Annotated in this window: 15 protein-coding genes; 7 read left to right on the top strand and 8 right to left on the bottom strand. The window is 45.4% G+C overall.

What is annotated here, in order from left to right; genetic code table 11:
* The first annotated feature begins 141 nt into the window (after nucleotides 1–141).
* The 6 genes from AC3WS5_RS10030 to AC3WS5_RS10005 all read left to right on the top strand — a co-directional run bounded on the left by AC3WS5_RS10030 (nucleotide 142) and on the right by AC3WS5_RS10005 (nucleotide 10,273).
* The gene (locus tag AC3WS5_RS10030; protein WP_492467200.1) at nucleotides 142–1,647 is read left to right on the top strand and encodes a serine/threonine protein kinase; all 1,506 of its coding nucleotides are present in this window, start codon (nucleotides 142–144) and stop codon (nucleotides 1,645–1,647) included.
* A 67-nt stretch (nucleotides 1,648–1,714) separates the two neighbouring features.
* Nucleotides 1,715–2,659, top strand: coding sequence for a hypothetical protein (locus AC3WS5_RS10025; protein WP_492467198.1), 945 nt, complete (start codon nucleotides 1,715–1,717; stop codon nucleotides 2,657–2,659).
* A gap of 68 nt (nucleotides 2,660–2,727) precedes the next feature.
* Nucleotides 2,728–3,831, top strand: a complete 1,104-nt coding sequence (locus tag AC3WS5_RS10020) for a PP2C family protein-serine/threonine phosphatase (protein ID WP_492467196.1) — start codon at nucleotides 2,728–2,730, stop codon at nucleotides 3,829–3,831.
* Nucleotides 3,832–3,843: 12 nt separating this feature from the next.
* On the top strand, nucleotides 3,844–7,884 hold the full coding sequence (locus tag AC3WS5_RS10015) for an FtsW/RodA/SpoVE family cell cycle protein (RefSeq protein WP_492467194.1): 4,041 nt from the start codon (nucleotides 3,844–3,846) through the stop codon (nucleotides 7,882–7,884).
* Nucleotides 7,885–7,964: 80 nt separating this feature from the next.
* On the top strand, nucleotides 7,965–8,846 hold the full coding sequence (locus tag AC3WS5_RS10010; RefSeq protein WP_492467192.1) for an FHA domain-containing protein: 882 nt from the start codon (nucleotides 7,965–7,967) through the stop codon (nucleotides 8,844–8,846).
* A gap of 53 nt (nucleotides 8,847–8,899) precedes the next feature.
* Nucleotides 8,900–10,273, top strand: a complete 1,374-nt coding sequence (locus tag AC3WS5_RS10005; protein ID WP_492467190.1) for a protein kinase domain-containing protein — start codon at nucleotides 8,900–8,902, stop codon at nucleotides 10,271–10,273.
* Here AC3WS5_RS10005 and AC3WS5_RS10000 read toward each other — a convergent pair.
* Together AC3WS5_RS10000 and panD are read right to left on the bottom strand one after the other, a co-directional pair.
* The gene (locus tag AC3WS5_RS10000; protein ID WP_492467188.1) at nucleotides 10,261–11,289 is read right to left on the bottom strand and encodes a lysylphosphatidylglycerol synthase transmembrane domain-containing protein; all 1,029 of its coding nucleotides are present in this window, start codon (nucleotides 11,287–11,289) and stop codon (nucleotides 10,261–10,263) included. The genes AC3WS5_RS10005 and AC3WS5_RS10000 overlap by 13 nt on opposite strands.
* Nucleotides 11,290–11,301: 12 nt before the next feature.
* Nucleotides 11,302–11,646: an aspartate 1-decarboxylase gene (gene panD, locus AC3WS5_RS09995; RefSeq protein ID WP_492467186.1), complete on the bottom strand. Its 345-nt coding sequence runs from the start codon at nucleotides 11,644–11,646 to the stop codon at nucleotides 11,302–11,304.
* Nucleotides 11,647–11,838: 192 nt separating this feature from the next.
* On the opposite strand from panD, the gene AC3WS5_RS09990 reads away from it, so the two are divergent.
* On the top strand, nucleotides 11,839–12,885 hold the full coding sequence (locus tag AC3WS5_RS09990) for a LysM peptidoglycan-binding domain-containing protein (protein ID WP_492467184.1): 1,047 nt from the start codon (nucleotides 11,839–11,841) through the stop codon (nucleotides 12,883–12,885).
* 1 nt (nucleotide 12,886) lies between these two features.
* On the opposite strand, the gene fmt is transcribed toward AC3WS5_RS09990, so the two are convergent.
* The 6 genes from fmt to AC3WS5_RS09960 all read right to left on the bottom strand — a co-directional run bounded on the left by fmt (nucleotide 12,887) and on the right by AC3WS5_RS09960 (nucleotide 18,799).
* The gene (fmt, locus tag AC3WS5_RS09985) at nucleotides 12,887–13,831 is read right to left on the bottom strand and encodes a methionyl-tRNA formyltransferase (RefSeq protein WP_492467182.1); all 945 of its coding nucleotides are present in this window, start codon (nucleotides 13,829–13,831) and stop codon (nucleotides 12,887–12,889) included.
* Nucleotides 13,832–13,868: 37 nt separating this feature from the next.
* Nucleotides 13,869–15,422, bottom strand: coding sequence for an ArnT family glycosyltransferase (locus tag AC3WS5_RS09980; RefSeq protein WP_492467180.1), 1,554 nt, complete (start codon nucleotides 15,420–15,422; stop codon nucleotides 13,869–13,871).
* A 175-nt stretch (nucleotides 15,423–15,597) separates the two neighbouring features.
* Nucleotides 15,598–16,266: a phosphatase PAP2 family protein gene (locus AC3WS5_RS09975; RefSeq protein WP_492467178.1), complete on the bottom strand. Its 669-nt coding sequence runs from the start codon at nucleotides 16,264–16,266 to the stop codon at nucleotides 15,598–15,600.
* 71 nt (nucleotides 16,267–16,337) lie between these two features.
* Nucleotides 16,338–17,129: a methyltransferase family protein gene (locus tag AC3WS5_RS09970; RefSeq protein WP_492467177.1), complete on the bottom strand. Its 792-nt coding sequence runs from the start codon at nucleotides 17,127–17,129 to the stop codon at nucleotides 16,338–16,340.
* A gap of 488 nt (nucleotides 17,130–17,617) precedes the next feature.
* Nucleotides 17,618–18,124, bottom strand: a complete 507-nt coding sequence (locus AC3WS5_RS09965; RefSeq protein WP_492467175.1) for a hypothetical protein — start codon at nucleotides 18,122–18,124, stop codon at nucleotides 17,618–17,620.
* A 3-nt stretch (nucleotides 18,125–18,127) separates the two neighbouring features.
* A complete protein-coding gene (locus AC3WS5_RS09960) occupies nucleotides 18,128–18,799 on the bottom strand; it encodes a DUF3800 domain-containing protein (RefSeq protein ID WP_492467173.1) in 672 nt (223 codons plus the stop codon).
* Nucleotides 18,800–18,927: the final 128 nt, after the last annotated feature.

Raw genomic sequence — 18,927 nt, 5'->3', positions numbered from 1 at the left:
TTTTTCAGTTATTTAGGTACCCATAGTCAACTCTTTGTGGTAATTTGAGGGTTACTTTGAGAAATTTAAGGAATAATGATCCTGACAGGCACTATTATTTTTAACGCGGAACGTCCACAAGATTAACAGGCTTTAAGCGGCATGGAAAATTCAACAGTAAACGGATATACCTTAAGGTACAAGCTTGGAGAGGGGGGAATGGCAGAGGTTTGGTACGCGGAAAATAGTTTACACAAACCTGCTGCGGTTAAGCTTCTTCAGAAAAGACTGTTTCATGTTCCCGAGGTAGTCTCCCGGTTTGAAAACGAAGCCCGGCTGATGGTGCAGCTAAATCACCCTCACATCCGGAATGTGTATGATTTTGCAACCCTGGACGATCGTCCCTGTATGATCATGGAATACCTGGAGGGGAAGGACCTCTCACACAGGCTGAAAGACGGCGAGAGATTTAGTTCTCAACAATTGGTTACCTGGTGGAACGACCTGGTGGATGCGCTTCAGTACACACATCGTAAGAATATTATTCACCGCGATATCAAACCATCGAATCTTTTTGTCACGGAAGATGGTCAGATCAAAGTACTTGATTTTGGCATCGCCAAGCTAAGGGATAATATTTCAGTCACCCAAACGGGTTCGCGGATGGGAACGCTGATGTACATGAGTCCTGAGCAAGTGTATGATATTAAAAATCTCACCTACAAAACTGATATCTATTCACTTGCGGTGACTTTTTTTCACCTGGTTACCGGGCAGGCTCCGTACGATACGACCCGGTTCTCTGATTTCGAAGTGCAGGAGCGCATTGTACGCAAGGATCTAGACACTTCCAGGTTGCCTGAACCCTGGCGGAGCCTGCTTCCGGGGTACCTGGCTAAGAACGCCTTGGAGAGGCGCGAACTTCAAAAGATCGGGAACAGTGTTAGTGAGGCTGATCAAACGTTAATCCAGGTCGCCCCACCTATATCAGGACACACTGCCGTTCAGCCCTATCCGATGGTCCGTGACAGACCGAAAAGCCGGACAGGAAGCGTTGTGATTGGCATTATAGCCGTGTTGGCGGTGGCAGGATTGCTGGCGTTGGCGTTGAATAAGAAAATGGTATCAGACCTTTTTGGAAACCGGAGTACGCCAAAGAAGATTGAAAAGACCGTTTCCACCAGAAAACCCGCGCCCGCAAAGACTCCGCCCCCTGAGCTGAAACCCGACACCACTGTTTCAACGGGTGCAGATGGGACCAGAGATCAGGTAGTCACCAGCGTTGATCTTGATGCGAAAGAAAACATGATCAAAGAATTTCTGAATGATTATTATCACAGTAGAAGTGATTGCAGCACGCTAAGTCGTTTCTTTGGAGATACCGTAAAACAGTATTACAGCCAGGCCGACAAACCATTGGAACAGATTGTAAAAGAGTGTGAGCGATACCACAATAAATGGAAATTTACAGAAGCGAACATCAATGATGCGACCTATTCATTTACGCATAGCCAGGATGGCAATGTACTTGTGGATTTTAATATGCTCTATAAAATAAAACAAAATGAAGCCGATGACTGGATCCCCTATAATATAGATGTGTCGGCAGTTGTGGACGGACAAATGAAGATTACGCGGATTGTCGAGCGGAAAATTGAAAAGTTATGATGTGTAGCCAGAAAAGGAAGCATTGGGGATGAACAAAAAAAAATAATTAGCAAATTAGCATTCAACAATGTTTGAGAAAATAAAAAAATGGCTTCTTCCCTACGAAGAAGAGGAAGAAAAAAGACTGACCAATCAGGCACTGGTAGATCAGGTAGTGTCTTCTTTTAAAGAGACCATCGCCAGGGAGTCGTTTAATCGAAGAATGATGTACGATTGCAGCTATCTGATATTGATGCGCCCGGAAGACTATCGTCATGCTGAATTGAGGCTGGCCGGTATTACCCAGGGAATCTTAGATGAATTTTATGAGTACATCCAGCTAATGAAAAACCAGTATCCGCGTTTTGAGCCGATTGGTAATTTTTGGGATTTTCAGTATAGTCCTGCTGAGCAAGGCATTAACAATGAAGACATCGAACCTGGATTCGTGCAGGTCATCAGTGCGCCCACGTCGGAAAAATCCTGGGCCGAATTGTCGTCTGAGCAGATCAAAGTATCCATCAGCAGCAAGCATTCCAAGTATTCGCGTTATGATCTGAATCCGGATACATTTTCCAATATTGATATTCTATCCAAAGGGCATTTCAGGGTAAAGTTCAATCGTGAATTGCTGGGTAATGTAGCGCCTGCGCCAGGTGCGAATACAGCAGCGTCTGAACCCTCCGGCCAGAAGGACAGGCTGGCGACCATACAATTCGTCCTCCAGAAGCAGCGGTATAGTTTCCCGATGCGCGAGCGGCAGTTAAAGATCACGAAAGCTATTCCGGGGATGGCCAGCACGTCCACCTTATTGTGTATTGACGAACCCAGTGGCAGTCTGCAGAAAGAACATATTATGATAAAATATGAGGAGCCTGCCAGGGCTTTCTATATAGCGCTTTTTGCCGATGCTTTCGTCAATGAACAGTCTCTCCAGTTGAGCCGGGCCGGTGAGAACCCCATCTGGCATCCGCTGAAAAACGACTCGACGATCGTATGTGGAATATTTCAGATAGATTTTAAAGCGGCGTAGCGGATGATAGCGATACTCATGATACTGTTTATCCTGCTCGTTTTTTACATGCAGACAAAAACTAAAGCATGAACAGAAAAATTCAGTCGGCCGTACAAACCGACATCGGCCGGAAACGCGAGGAAAATGAAGATAATTTTGTCTGGATCCCCGAATTATGGAGTAAGCCCGGCATGGCCCTGGTTGGCGCCATTGACGGAGTAGGTGGTTATGAGGGTGGTGCGGAAGCCGCACAGATTGCACGTACAACCATTGAAAATTATTTCAATCATTTTAGTTTCGGTCCCCCTCTTCAATTGCTTCGGGAAGCCGTGATCGCCGCTAATAATCAGATTCACGGGAAGAGGACTTCTCAGCCCGACCTGAACCGTATGAGCTGTGTGCTTACAACCGCGATCCTGGATGCGGATAGGGAAATGATGTATATCGGGCATATCGGTGACAGCCGTGGTTATGTGTACAGAGATGGTGAGATGCTGAAGCTTACCAAAGATCATTCCACCGTGGGCCAGTTGGAGGACAAAGGTTATTTGACAGAGGAGGAGGCTATGCACCATCCGAGACGCAATGAGATCAATAAAATGTTGGGTGACGTGTTACTAGACCCGGCAGATACAGGAGGCTATATTGAGATGAGTGAGCACAGTTTCCTGCCGGGCGACATCGCTCTGTTTTGCAGCGATGGCCTGACCGATCTGGTGAACCGGGCCGGTATGGCGGAAGTGCTCGGACAGGATCTGCCACTTAAGGAGAAGCTGCAATTGCTGATCGACCGTGCTAATGAAGCAGGTGGAAAAGATAATATTACCGTGGCACTGGCCAGCTATACTGCCAGGAAATCTGATCGAAAAAAGATCTATAAGCGGGCTATTGAAGTACCGATTCAGGGCGAAGAAAAAGCGGCAGGTTCCGGGCGAAAAAAAAACCGGTTGGTTAAAAAAAAAATAAGTTTGATTTGGATCGCGATCGCGCTGGTGGCGGGATTCGTGGCAAACTGGTGGGGCACTAAAAGCCTGATTGCGCCGGCGGTTTCCAATGGTGGAGACAGTCTGGCTATTAAAAGAGACAGCATCCCGGTGACCGACAGCCTGTCGATCTTGTATGACTCGCTCAGGCAGGCAACCGACACCGTCCGGAAAGATAGTGTGAGACATCAAACCCCCGTTCATTAAGCAAAGCTGGGTATGAAAGCAAAGCAACCAAGATATTCAAGAAAAACGGAACGGATACTTCTGGGCGCAGTGACCCTTTTAATAGCCCTGATGGCACTGCGGTATTATGCAAATATTAAGGAGGGCCTCAAGGAAGCAGACACAGGATACCAGCAGGAGAAAGTGATCAATCTGTCTCCCCCGATCAATACCCCGGTTCTGCAAAAAATTATCACCAAGGGAGGATATTTTACGGATGATAAATATCCGCGATTTGTTGCTCAAGCCCTGGCTAAAGCTGTGGAGCACGGGCGGCGTTTGCCCAATCTGGGGGCATTGAATAAAAAGGATCTGATGATTCCGGCGACAGATTTTCTGCAGTCGGGAAGCGATGCCGGGTACCTTCGCTTTCTAAACGGACTGGCCCACCTGGGTATGGATTCCGGGCTTTATCAACAGGAGCTGAAAGCACCGGTTGCTTACTCTTCCAAAGTACCGATTCAGGACCGTGAGACCGGAATCAGTATTCGTGGCAGGGTGAAGCTTGAGTCATCTGCGGACAAAGGGCCAAAGATCGGTGCTCTGGTTCGGCTGACAGAAGTGTTACCCCAGTCTTTCTATGACAGCCTGCGTGAAGGGGAACAAGCGCTGCAAACAGAATTTTATGCCAGGACGGATCCCGAAGGTTATTATGCTTTTACACACCTGAAACCAGGCAGCAATTACAGCATTCAACCTATCCGGCCCGGATTTGAATTTGGTGCGTCCAAAGGGGTCATCCAGGTTGATAAAAGCAAAACGTTGGATTTCACGGGGCAAGTTCATAAGCTCAGGATACTTGATCGGGTTGAATACCGGCAAATTAAAAATGATCGGATCTTTACGATTCGCACACCGGATGATTTTATCAGGGACTTAACTTACAGCCTGATCTTTTTTGTGGCCGGGTTCTGGTTGTTTCACCTGGCGCTTTCGATCCGCAATTACCGGAGCGATCCTCTTATTTTGCCTCTGGTCATGTTTATTTCGGGAACCGGCGTGATGGTACTCTTCAGTATTCAGGATCCGCTTCGCGATGAGATCTACAGCGCCGGCATGGCCCAGTATGGAGCCTGGGTGCTGGTGGCGAGTGCGGTATTCGTATTCATCCTCAAAAACAACCCTGTCAATCGCTTCTATCATTCAAAATGGTTTGATCCTTTACATTATTTACTTCCAATGACGAATCGACTCAAGGCGCCCCGGGGTTATTCATGGCTGATTTTGTCGATCTTGATCATGCTGATGCTAACTGTATTCGGTACCGGACCAGAAGGAAGTGGGGTGAGGGTTAACCTATTTGGATTCCAGGTCAGCGAATTATCGAAGTACCTGATGATCGTGTTTTTTGCTGTATATTTTACAGTAAACGCCGGGTATTTCCGGAACATTCCCAACAACCGGTGGCTGGTGCAGAACAATTTACTGATGCTGATTCTTTTTCTGTTATTGCTGGGAGTATATGCTATGCTGGGAGACCTCGGTCCGGCCATCGTGCTTTGTCTGACCTTTCTATTCTTTTATTCTTTTGCCAAAAATGAGTTCTTTCAGATGGTGCTGGCGGCCGTGATTTTCGCCGTTTTATTATTCATCACAAGCAGATACCTCAATAGCCCGGAAAGAAATTATCTGCCCCTGCTTGCCGGTCTTGCCTGCTTTGGAACGCTGTTATATGCCCTGATAAAAAAGAAGTACGAATCTGTTTTTTTAATCATCCTGATCATTTCTTCATTCATTCTGTTAGCCGGACTACCCTTTGAGTTTACACAGCGGCTGGCAGACAGAAACGGGATGTTTGTGAACATCTGGGAAAACAAACTGTCGGGTGGTGATCAGATAGCGCACGGTGTTTGGTCGCTGAATGCCGGCGGATTCCTGGGCCAGGGCCTGGGGAAAGGATTTTCAAATGTAATGCCGGCGCATCATACCGATATGATTGTGGAAAGCATAGGAGAGGAATTGGGGTTGCTGGCACTTACTGCATTGTTTATTGCCTTTGGATTGCTGGTGTATCGTTGCGTTTTGTCGGCCCGCAGAACCGGAAAGCCCTTTATGTTTTACCTGATGGCCGGGATAGCCATTGCCACCATGCTTCAGTTTGCGCTGATCGTAGCCGGCACGCTGGGGCTAATTCCTTTGACAGGAGTGTCGGTTCCGTTTTTGAGTAAAGGGAACGCGGGAATTATTTTGACGATGGCTGCCTTTGCCCTGATCATCATCATGTCCAATGAAAAAGGCGATGTATTGGAAATGAAATATGTGCGGGAACATTTTGACGACGTTAATACGTATGCCATTCTAAGTTTCTTTGGGATCGTGCTGGTATTTACCGGCGCCCTGCTTTGGTACCAGTTTCATGCTGACCGTTACGTGGTAAAACCCGCGCTGGTATTGAACCGGAAGGGAGAATGGCAATACAGTTACAACCCACGCATCGGGCTGATGCTGCGCGATATAAAGCCCGGTAACATCTATGACGGAAATGGCGTGTTGCTTGCAACGTCTGACAAGCACACTTTTGACCGATTCCGTAGCAGGTTGATTCCCCTGGGAGCAGATGCAGAAATGTATTCGAAGCAACTGGGAAGAGAACAAAAACGATATTATCCTTTTTCACGGGATATGATTTTCTGGCTGGGCGACTACAACACCGAGATCGCACGCGAAGAAAATACCGGTTACGCAGCCGAGTTCAGGCATTATACCATGCTTAGGGGCTTTGACGTGCCCTTTACAGTTTTGCAGAAAACTACTGATCGCTATAAGGAAGCCCGGTTCCTACCGGAAACAGAAAAAGAATCTGAACTGGTGCGCTATGACTACAGTGCCCTGGCCCCTTTGATCAGGGCGGGGAATGAAAGCAGGCTGAAGGATTCACAAAACCTGAAGCCAAAAGATCTGCAAGTCAGTGTGGATGCCATTTTCAGTCAAAAGATCAATCATATCCTCCAAACGAAAGATCCATTTAAAAATTACCGGATCTCTGTCGTAGCACTCAACGCAAAGTCCGGCGAGGTGTTGGCTTCCTGTATGAACCCGCAGCCTTCCCCCAGGGATCTGAAACTAATCAGCAATATTGAGCCCCTTGACTATAATGAAATATTCAAAAGGCTGTTCCAGGATCGGATAGTGGTCCCCCGCGACCTCGGCATTACTTTCAATTCGCGACCGGGATCCACCATCAAGATCGTGGACGCTTATGCAGCTATGAATCAATATGGAACCAAAGCCGCTAATTTCAGTTTTTTCATATCGCCGGGAGAAGTGATCCGTCACGGTGAACCGGTTAATGAGACCGTGGACATGCACAAAGCGATCGTTCGTTCAAGTAATGTGTATTTCATCAAACTGGCTAATGAAAAGAACCTGCAGGCTTCATTGTTTAACATGTACGACCTGCTGGGTATGAATATCCTTAACCGGGGAGGTTTTCATTTCAGAAGACCGGAACGCTACAACCAGGATTACTTTCTGAAGGAATGGAATAATTTTGTGAAAGTGGGTAAGAATATCTATAACAGCAAGCGCCTGGCTGGCAGTAAAAGACGTTTCGCTTCGCGGTACTCCGACCTCGCCTGGGGGCAGGGTGAACTGATGGCCACACCTTTGCAGCTCGCGAAGATGAGCGGCATTGTTTCAAATAATGGCTTATTGCAACCTTCGGTATTTTTGAAAAAATCCTGGAATCAGCCGGTAGCGACAAATGAAGAAGCCATCAAAGCCGCCAGGAATCCGGGAATGAATAGCCTGCTGGCTTCGTTTATGAAGGAGCAGTCATCTTCGGTTGCGGCGGCCACCGGACTGGCCGTGTCGGGCAAGACGGGAAGCCCGGAGCGTGACAAAGTCACCCGGGTTGGAAACAAGACCGTTTTAAAAAGAGTAACGGACGCCTGGTACACATTTTATGTACCATCACCTAAATTGAAAGCGCCGGTAGCTTTCGCCATTAGGATTGAAGAGATCGGGAATTCCGATTTTGCAAAGCAGTTGGCCAAAGAAATATTGCAGCAGTTGAAGGCTTCCGGATATTTTTAAAACGGAGTAAATGCAGGATGGATGGCTATCGCCGAAAATATTAAAATGATCTGACCATGGGGTCATAAATTGGATAAACTATGATGAATTGGTTTACAAAGAAATTAAAACAATTGTCAGCTTCCCTGAATGCCGACGATGAACAGGTTGAGGCTGGCGATGTTACAACAGAATCCGGACCTAAAGTTGGTACCAGCAGAGAAAAAGGCCCTGATAATATTGAAGAGCTGAAGGAAATTATTATTGGTGCTATCTCCCAAAGTGTCAGAATGCTGGGTTATGGAAATACGGTCGTCTCGGGAATAAATTTCCATTCCGCATTTGCTGAACGCTCTGTTGAAAATATTGGACTTATATCTCTTATTCGGGATGACGAATTCATTAGCCGAATCAAAAGAGATTTTAAATCGAAGGGTATCCGGTATCAGGAGGATTTCAGCGTTGAGCTTTTTACAGAATCTGATAAGTCCGGCAAGGTTACACAAATAATTCCGGGCATTGGCGTTGAAGTGTTAACACCCCGCGAGACCCTTAAGAAAGTCAGGGCAAAGCTGGTGGCGACAGAAGGGATTACCTGGGAGCCTGAATATTTTCTGGAGCCCACCGGGAAGTATTATTACATCGGTCGATGTAAAGACCCCAAGATTGAAAATGGTCCTAAAATTCACAATGATATCGCCTTTATTGGCATCGAAGAAAAAAATGAAGAGGCCTACGCGATCAATAACTATATCAGTCGATCACACGCAGCCATAGTATTTGACAACACCATTGGCGCGTATAAAATTTTCCGGTCGAAATTCCTAAATAACCCTTCACATAAAATAAAAATCTACAATGCAACGCTCAATGATTTTAGTGGGGTGAGTCTCAACCAGGCGACCGTACCCCATGTGTTGAAAGATGGGGATTCAATCACTTTCAACGACAAGGTTGTTTTGGAGTTTCGGGTTCTGTCTTAAAGAATTGTGGGGAATTGGTCTAATTGCCGGAATAATATAATAAATTGATCTGCATGGAAGAGTTAAGGAACAGGTATGATATTTTGAGGGTGATGGGACATGGTGGTTTCTCATCGGTTTACAAAGCTCGCAGTAAATCCGATCCGGAACAGATTTATGCCTTAAAGCAACTCGATCTTTCTGTTGAGGGCGAGAACGCGAAGGTGTACCAGGATTTTAAAGATGAAGTGGAGATACTTAAAAAGCTGGATCATCCAAATATTGTGAGGGTTTATAATGAATATGTGCTGGATCATAAGCCATCGCTCGAAATGGAGTTCCTGGATGGTGAAACGCTGGAGGCTATTCTGAAAAGAGAAAAATATTTCTCGATAGATGAAGTTTTAGATGTGATTGACCAGATATCATCGGCGTTGCGTTATTGTCACCATTATCCTGTTCCGGGGGAATTATCTGAACATTCAGCTTCAGTAATATTAAAAAAAAATGCCATCATTCATAATGATATTAATGCTAAAAATATTATTCGCACAAAAAATGAAGATGGCAGTTACCGATATGTGCTGATCGATTTTGGCCTTTCATTTACTGATCCGCAGGCGGTCGGACTCAGCAAGAAGGAGGACGGCATGGCAGAATATAAGGCGCCTGAAAAATGGCGGGGTGAGACCGTTGATACGCCTTCGGATATTTACAGCTTTGGTATTGTTTTGTATGAGTTATTAACCGGTCGCGTGCCGTTTCCGGTAAAAGATTATAAACAGGCAGCCGTTATGCTGGAACTGGAAGAAAAACATAAATCTGCGCCTGTTCCTGAATTATGTCCCCTGAGGATGAATGCGGTTCGAGAGAAAGAAGGTGTTGACATGACTCACTGTGATATTCCGGATTGGTTAGAAATGCTTGTGCTGAAGTGCCTGGGCAAGGACCCGTCTGAAAGGTTTAGGACGGGCGGAGAACTGAACCGGTTTTATTTTGATGGCCTGGATGGCCGTATAAAAAGGGATGGGCCTGAAATGGTGCCTACGGCGATAAACATCGATCCGGCCTTCGCTCTAAAGCACGGGATTAGTGAAGCTTTCCTGGAAGTGATCCCGAATATCCTTACCGAAGCACAGCATTTTTTTATCGTTCGCGACAGGACTACTGTTGGCAGGCGCAATGATGCCCCCGGCTCCTTCAGGCCGGATATTGCCATTAAAACTTCCGATCAGTTTATCTCCAAAAACCATTGTCAGATCATCAGGCGGCAAAAGCCCCAGGGCGGCTACCAATACAGTCTCCAGGATGCGGTACCCAGCAAGAACGGAACTTTCTACAATACAGATAATAAAATTGATCGAATATCACCAGGTAGTGAAATATTGTTGAAGGACGGAGATTACTTCTGGATAGGGAATACCCGGATCGTTTTTCACGGAACCTGAGGGTTCCGCCTTCTGTTATAAATTGGAAATGCAACGAGGCTGAAGAGTCCTGCGAGCAGCACGACGGTGATTTGTATCAGCCATAAGAACCAGCCCAGCGCGAGGGCCGTTCCGCTATTGATGCTATATACTAAAAGCGTTTTCTGCAACAGGAACGGGTAAGCGCCAATTCCGCCTGGCGTGGAGATCATTCCCACACTACCGGCGCACAACACCGTCAGCACGGCATCTACGCCAAGGTGCTGAGTCTCCGAAAGTGCAATGAACGCTACGTAAACACTGAGGGCATACAGAAACCAAATCACGAACGTAAGAAAAATAAAAGACCCTCTTTTTTTCAGGTGACGAATGGTCGTTAACCCTTCCCAGATCCGGATCGCAATTTTTTTAATGAGCTCAATCACATCGCTAACTTTCTTTTTCTTAATCACCATCCAGATCAGCACTGCTATCAGGATTAATCCTACACCAATTGCACCCAGTATCAGCAGGTTTGGGATCATCGACCCGCTTTTTGCGGAGGCCGGGAAAAAGGTTGACATGATCCTTACATACAGATCTGGCTGAATAGCCAGGGTTACCAGAAAAATAATCAGCAGGCAAAGCGTGTCAAATAGCCGCTCAAGAATGACCGTTCCAAAAAGTTTATCGAAAGGGATATGTTCATAGCGCGTGAGAACGGTGCACCTGACCACTTCGCCCAAACGGGGAACTGCCTGGTTGGCCAGGTATCCCGTCATCACCGCAAAAAAAACATTCGGCGTGGTGGGTTTATAGCCCATTGGTTCAATCAATAATTTCCAGCGAAGCGCACGGGCATAATGACTAACAATTAAAATCAGAAAACCAGGAATGGCAAGCCAGTAGCGGGCTTGCGTTAAGGCAGACTGGATATGCTCTCTGTCTGAGGCCGACAAATCCCTGACCGACCACACAATTAGCGCAAGGCCAATAGAGAGGAAGAATATGAGTCTGGCTGCACTCTTTATTTTGCCCGACATGCCTTTCAATACCATAGAAGGGATACATTAAAGCTTATTCCCTTTTCCAGGGAAAATAGTTTTGGGCTGATGTTTTTTCGCCAGTTCAAAATCCATCCTTGCGTAAGAGATGATCACAATCACATCACCGGCCATGCCCTTGCGCGCCGCGGGTCCGTTCAGGCAAATCGTTCCGGTACCCCGCTTGCCTTTTATCACATAAGTTTCCAGTCTCTCGCCATTATTTACATTGACCACCTGCACTTTTTCATACTCAATAATATTGGCGGCATCCATGAGGTCTTCATCGATAGTGATACTACCGATATAGTCCAGGTTGGCCTCTGTGATGACGACCCGGTGAATCTTGGATTTTAAAACTTCAATGTCCATGAACCTGCAAAGTTAGTTATTCTGAATTCAACATAGGGATTATTGCTCAAACGACACTTATATCAACCGGGTAGACGAGCCGCGGTTAAAGCTCAAATATTAAAAATGTGTTAAATTCTCTGATAGGAGGCGAGATGAATTTAAGTTGTAATTTCGTGGTTTCAGCAATGTGAAATCTTAAAGATGTTCCGAATGAAGAAATTCTTATTAACAGGCGGACTGGTTATCTGGATTGGCCTGAGCATGGCGCAACAAAAAATAACGGCTATTTCTTCGCCGGCGGGCCCGGCTTTTGAGCATACCGTGGTCGCGGGAGAGGGATTATACTCGTTGAGCCGTAAATACCATGTAAATGTAAGCGAACTGGCGTCTGCAAATGGCTACGATAAGGATAAGAACCTGATTCTGAATCAAAAGATTAAGATTCCTTTATCGGCGGAAAATTTCAACCAGAAATCCAAAAAGGGAATCCCTGTTCATTATACAGTCGGTGAAAAAGAAGGCCTGATGACAGTGAGTAACAAGTTTAGAAAAGTAGCACTGAAGAACCTTAGGGAGTGGAACGGTCTGAAGAAGGATCAGCTAAACAAAGGACAAACCCTGATAGTGGGTTATTTGGTTCCGCCGGAAGGCGAAGCCAAAACAGAGACTGCTACCGTAAAAGAAGAAAAACCTGCGCCTGTTAGCGCGAAGCCAGAGAAAACAGGCAAAACAGAAAAAACAGAGGTTGCAAAAAAAAGTACGGATACCCAGAAAAAAACGGGTAAAACTGCCAAGGTGAAAACACCGGAACCCACACCGGTGCCGGAAGCCGGAGCCGAGAAGGCAACGGTTTCAGATCAGAAAGTGGAACAAATCGTATCAGAAAAGATAGCAGCACACCAGGAAGCCGAGGCTGCCAAAGAAGAGCCGCTGGACGAAACCGGTTTTTTCAAAAAAGCCTGGAATGCCGGAACGCACGCAACTCCGGATGCTGAAAGGAAGTTCACAGCCGGTATTTTTAAGACCAATAAGGGGTGGAGCGATAAGAAGTACTACGCGCTGATTGATGACGTTGAGCCGGGGAAAGTTGTGAAGATTCAGAATCCTGAAACCGGAACCCTGGTATACGCACGCGTATTGGGAAGTATCAAAGAACTAAAGCAATCGGGCGACCTGAAGATGCGGATCAGTGATGCGACCGCTGTAGCTTTGAAGATTTCCAACAAAGACAGATTTGACCTGTCCGTATCTGAGTGATCTAACGCGTAAACCGGTAACCCCGGAGAAAATCTTCTACAGTCATTTTTTTCTTGCCCTCCATTTGCAGTTCCAGCAATTGCAGGTAACCGTTCCTGCAGGCAACCCGGAGGTAGGTCCGGCTATCGGTTTCAAATTCTCCCGGAGCGGAAACAGGCAATTCAAGTTTTTTTGATGCCCGATAAATTTTCAGTTGTTTTTCATCCAGAAAGGTATATGCAGTAGGGTAGGGTGAAAGTCCCCGTACTTGGTCATAGACCGTTTCCACATCTTTTGAAAAATCGATCTGACAGGTTTCCGTAAAAATTTTTGGTGCCGGCTTCAGCTTTTCATTACCTGTCGCGGGTTGCGGTTTTTCTATAATAGTACCGGATGCCAGTCCCTTTACCGTTTCCAGCAAAAGATCAGCGCCGATCTCCTTCATTTTATCGTGTACCATCCCGGCGGTATCTTCTTCCAGAATCGGAAAGCTTTTTTGAAGTAAGATATTTCCGGTGTCAATGTCGTGATTTAGTTGGAAAGTGGTCACGCCGGTTTCTTTTTCACCGTTCATCACTGCCCAGTTGATCGGGGCGGCTCCCCGGTATTGGGGCAAGAGCGAGCCGTGCAGGTTGATCGTACCCATGGGCGGCATGTTCCAGACCTGTTCAGGCAACATTCTGAAAGCCACACAAATCTGCAAATCGGCCTGGAGCCCATTCAATTCTTCCAGAAATGCAGGGTTTTTCAGTTTTTCGGGTTGTAATACGGGAAGGCCTTTCTCAATCGCGTAAATCTTAACCGGGCTTTGCCTGAGGTTCATACCCCGCCCCGCGGGTTTGTCCGGCGCTGTGATCACACCGGTAATATTGCAGCCTGCACCAAATAGCCGGTCAAGACTGGCTACCGCAAACTCAGGAGTTCCCATAAACACGATGCGGAGATCCTTAAACGAGCGATTGGTCATGTGAAATAATTTTATATATATAAAGCGAAATGTGTTGCTACTTGATGATTCCATCAGGTTGAATGCCTCCTTTGTAATGGTGCAGTCGGAGGATCCGGAAATCCCTTACGTGGGCACCGGCGCGGTACTGGGGTATTGATTGAATCGTATCCGCTTTTTCAAAAAAGCCGGTAATGACGGGGTCCTGAGGCCGGTAATAGTTTGAAATGCTGATGTAATAAGCATCATCACCGGGTTGTAGTTGGGGCCGGTTGCGGTTTAGCCAGGCGTACTGGTGAATATCATATAGACTACCAAGCACCAGCAAGGGATATTTACCCGGATCTGCTACGTACCAATCGATGTGAGCTCCAGGGAACCAGTAGTCGCAGAGGAGGAAAGCACCGGGTTTCATTTGACCGTTTGATAGGTCTTGCTGATATATCTTGTCAAAATCAGTACGAAATTGTTTCCATCCGGAGAAGTCCAGCAACAAATCGCCCTTGCCGAGTTTTTCTTTTTCGCGGGAATTGAACGGCAGGGCTAAATAATGAACGGATAGGATAATGGCGACTAAGGCGAAAAACGTGAGGCCATTTGCCCATTTTACCGATCGGGGGAAAGTACGGGCCTGCTTTTTGGATTTCTTAACTGCCAGAAATATTGCAGCGTAATTCAGCAGCAATACGAATGACGGACCTGTCCAGTGCGGCAGGGTATCATTGAACCAGGCCGAAAACCAAACCACCAAAATCAGCGGCAGCGAAAAGAACAGCGGCAGCCAGCTCGCCCGCGGAACGCTTTTGCGGAGCCTGAAGAACAAAATGATCCCCAGGATAGTCAGCACATAACATATCGGATTGTTATAACCAAACTCTCCCAGCACCTGCCTTAGAAATGAATCGGGCCTGAGTTGCAACAGCGAATGGATCGCTACGCGTTGCGCATGATAAGCGGCACCTTCAGCGTGCCTGGTGAGCATAGCAATGAAAAGAGGAGAAGCGATGGCCAGCGAAATCAGCACCGACAGGTACAGGTACACTGATTTGAGCAGCTTCCGGTCCATCAGCAGAATCCAGGCGCCCATCCCCACCCACAGCATAGCTGCACTTACTTTACTCATGATGGCCAGGCCGGCTGCTACGCCAAACCAAAGCAGTGCCGCGTTTTTCTTTCGGCCGGTTTGTTGTGTCACATCCACGCTTTTGGAAAAAGCCAAAAGCCAGAAAAGCAACATCGGGGCATCGGGCATGACCATCATTCCGCTTATCAGGCTTCCATAGATGGATGCCGTAAATAATAATGCTGCCATCCACCCGGCGAAATCGTTGTACAGTTTCCTCCCCGTCTGGTAAATCAGCCAGGTGCTGATGGCGCCGCAAAGGATGAAGCCTAACCGCAGAAATATTTCATTTCGAAGGTGAAGATCGGCGCTGAAGAACCGGAGGATCAGGCCAACCAGCGGAGGGTGATCAAAATAATTGAAATGGAATTCCCGCGCGTAAACAATGTAATAAACCTCATCGTTGCTCAATTGCAGTAAGCCTGAGACGATCAGTTTAATGATCGCCACAATAAATATCAGCCAAAGAACCTGCTTTTTATAAGTCATGGCGGAACGGGGGATTTTCGCGAAGTTAATTCCTATTCTCTGCCCGTTGAAAGGTTTTCAGCAGGTTCGAAGTCTGGTTGAAAACAATGTTTATTGAGTCACGAACGTAATAATTCGTAACATCTGAGCTAGTGTCGTAATATTTGTCTGAAAGCTGTTGTTAAGCTTTTCGGCTTCAGGCATGGCGAAGATCAGTGTTTTGGGATTGATTATCGACTTCCTTTTTGATACGCATAAAACGGGGAAGTGGTATAAAGGCGTAAACGGCCAGAGAAGTGATCATGCCGATCAGTGCGCCGGCCGAACAATCGTTCAAGAAATGATTTCCAAGGTAGATCCTTGAAAATGCCACCAGCAGGGCGAGCAAAAAATAGACGACTTGCAGGAAGTGATTCCGTGTATGCAAGCCAAGTAAAGTGGCCAGTGCAAAAGCAGAGATGGTATGGCCCGATGGAAAGCTGTCCCAGCCGAAACTTGAATGACCCTCAATAAAATGCATATAGCTGCCCGCCAGGATTTCCTGGGGCCTGGGCATTTTCGCGATTCTTTTAACTACCTGGGCCAAAATACCTGAGGCGAGAAAAGACACCAGGATCTGAAAGCCAAGCAGTCGCTTTTTGAACAGGAAGAGTAAGACCGCCAGCAAGATCGAAAATAGCCCATCCCCAAAATAAGTATACACTCTGAACGCGTTTTCCATCGGCGTTGAATGATAGCTGTTGAGCCAGAAAAAACTTTCAATCTTGGGAACGGCGAGGCCGATAACGGCCAATATAAAAATAACAAGCAGCAGGAGCGAAAAAAATCTGTCTCTGCCGATCAGGGTCTTAAATTGTTGCGTCATTTTACTTGTTGCGTCTTCTTTGGCGTTAAATGTATAGAATCGGAGCCAATTAAGATTTTGCGTCGTGTTAATTAATCATTGTCAATGATAAGTTCCCTCTCAGATGGTACACGAACTTTCCGCACCACCAATAGCTTTTGCCTGAGCACCGGTGACTTGAAGGTAATATAATAAACTATGGCTAACACCGTGCAGAGTGGAAGAAAAAGGTCATAGGCTGCCCTTTGCTGAATGAATTGACCCGCTAAGCGCAACAGGGCAAAGATCAGGAAAGTCAGAAGAATTCCTGTCTTTTCATTGGTGAGTGCTTTCGCCCTGTCAAATGGGAGTGCAGGTCTTTTGAAGCCTTTGAATTTCGGAATAATAGCGGGAACTTCATCAGGCCACCGGCTGTACGCTGCTCCGAATTTACGTTTCAGGTGTTGTTCTTCGGCAAACATGATCCTTTCATAATACAGAATGAAAAGAAAAACAAAGGCCACGATGAACCAGAAATTCTCCGACAGCATGGCGGGGCCCAGCCAAATAAGGAAATTACCCAGGTACAATGGATGTCTCACCAGCGAATAGGAGCCGTCAGTATTGAGACTTTCAGCGATCAGCTCCTGCGTATTTCGCCCCGATGTATTCGGCGCGGTATGTCCCACCGTGTAAATCCGGATCAGGAGTCCCAGGATACTTAAACCCAGACAGGCGTAAAAATAAAGAGATTCGAATATAGGTTCTTCCGGTGCGAAAAATCTGGGATCGAATTTTGAATCGATAAAAACAAGGACTCCCGCCGCCAGGAAAATCACCGGTAATACTCCGCGGTATCTGAACAACCAAAAGCCCTGCCTTTCAAATGTTTCCTTTAACGCCATAATACCATGCTGTTTGAGATTTTTGAAAGGGGTAAAGGTATTATTAAATTATTGTAATCGAATTGTGAACAATGGGGCGATAGGGAGTTTTTCCTAAATATTTGCGCGACCCGCTAAAATGGAATTAAAATGAAATGCCCCTGCTATTACACGGGGGGCAGACAAAACTGGAATTTTTTACTCTATTTCGATGTATATTACTTGTATTAAATTTGGCATAGTCCTGCAGCGTAAATATCTAAAGAATCGCTAAGAGCTTATCTAGAGCATAAACAGGGTCATCTGATTTTTCGTTTTCCCCGCCCATTTAGGATGATCTGTATTTCGTTAGTATTCAATTAATTATCATGCCTTTTATTTGTTTATAATATTTTTATAAAAATATTGTGGATTTTGTACGAAAATTCCTTACTTTGCACTTAGTTCATTCTTCGTTTGAAGAAAGGAAATCGAAAAACGCAAGCCCAGATGCTCTGCGTTTTTTGCGTTTAAAGCACCTCATCCAATTTACGTTTATATTTTTTTAAGATTTTATCCCTCTTTTCATCTTTTCCATTTAAGTGGTAAGCAGTGAGCAGATAATACTCGTTTTTATTTCGCAGCGGCTCCAGCACTATTACATATTTCTCCATTTTATCATAAATGTACGTTCTAAGGCCTTCCGGTTCTTTTACTGTGAAGCAGAGCATCTCGTCTACCTTTTGCTCCTCAAGATGGTATTTTACCCAGTGCAGCCTTACACTTCTGCCCAGTTCATATTCTCTTCTTCGAATGGATTTGTCGACTATGACCGTGGTAAGGTGGATAAACAATGTTTCCATTTTTGTAACACCATCTGCAGGTGTAGGATTTAATTTCTTACTTCTGAAATGGAATTTTGTATTTTCAGCAATATCACGGTTAAATATACCTATAAGAGATGTTTTGCGTTGTTGCTCACTGTACGCAGCAAGCTCTAAAAGCTGATTGTATTTTTTAAGCAGGTTTAGGGGCATCGTTTATTGCAGTTCTATAAAAAAGAGGTTTAGCTTCTTATTGTAATTAGTTTTATCAAGCTTCTCGCCGCTATAGCTTTTTATTTTATCAATAAGCTGCATTTTGGCTTCGTTGGCTTTTGCCGCGTTGTTATGCAGATAAGAAATAGCACCCATCAACAAATCGGTAAGCTGCATGATCAAACTTTCTTTAGAATGAATATTTTGTACATTGCGGAATACACCAAATTTAGTATTGAGAATTTTTTTTAAGCGATTAACCTTTGTTGCACTTAGCGTGTCTTTAATGTCAAGATACACATTATAGTTGCCTGATACTGTATCTAATTTATAATTGAGTAGGTAATAGTACATAGTGTAATAAAAATCGTCATACGATTTATTGAACGCCTCATAATCTATTTTGTTTTTTTCTACACCCACACTTCGAAACGTCATTTCAGTTTCAAAAAAATATTTTACCAGTTCTTCATAAAAACGGTACTGTGATTTGGATACATTGCCCCACTTTATTTCGCCATAAAAATTATGTCTTACTTTGAGGTCGTTTATGCGTTGAGTAATACCCTTTAGTTGGTTGTATGCTACGGATACTGAGCCCAGAAACAGAAAAGTCTTATGATCGTGCTCTAGATGGCAGCTTTCGTCGCAATAGATGTTGTAAGTTTTATTCATTTTATGAAAAAATCCTATTCTTAATGACAATCAAAATGAACAGCCCAAAATTTTTCATCAGGAGGCGGTCGTTTATCACTATTTTCCGGCTAAAGTAGCACAAAATTGAGTAACCAGGAAAACTCAAC

It is taken from the genome of Niabella sp. CPT15-335-S11, from assembly GCF_058792415.1.
This window is presented reverse-complemented; position numbering and strand designations above follow the sequence as displayed.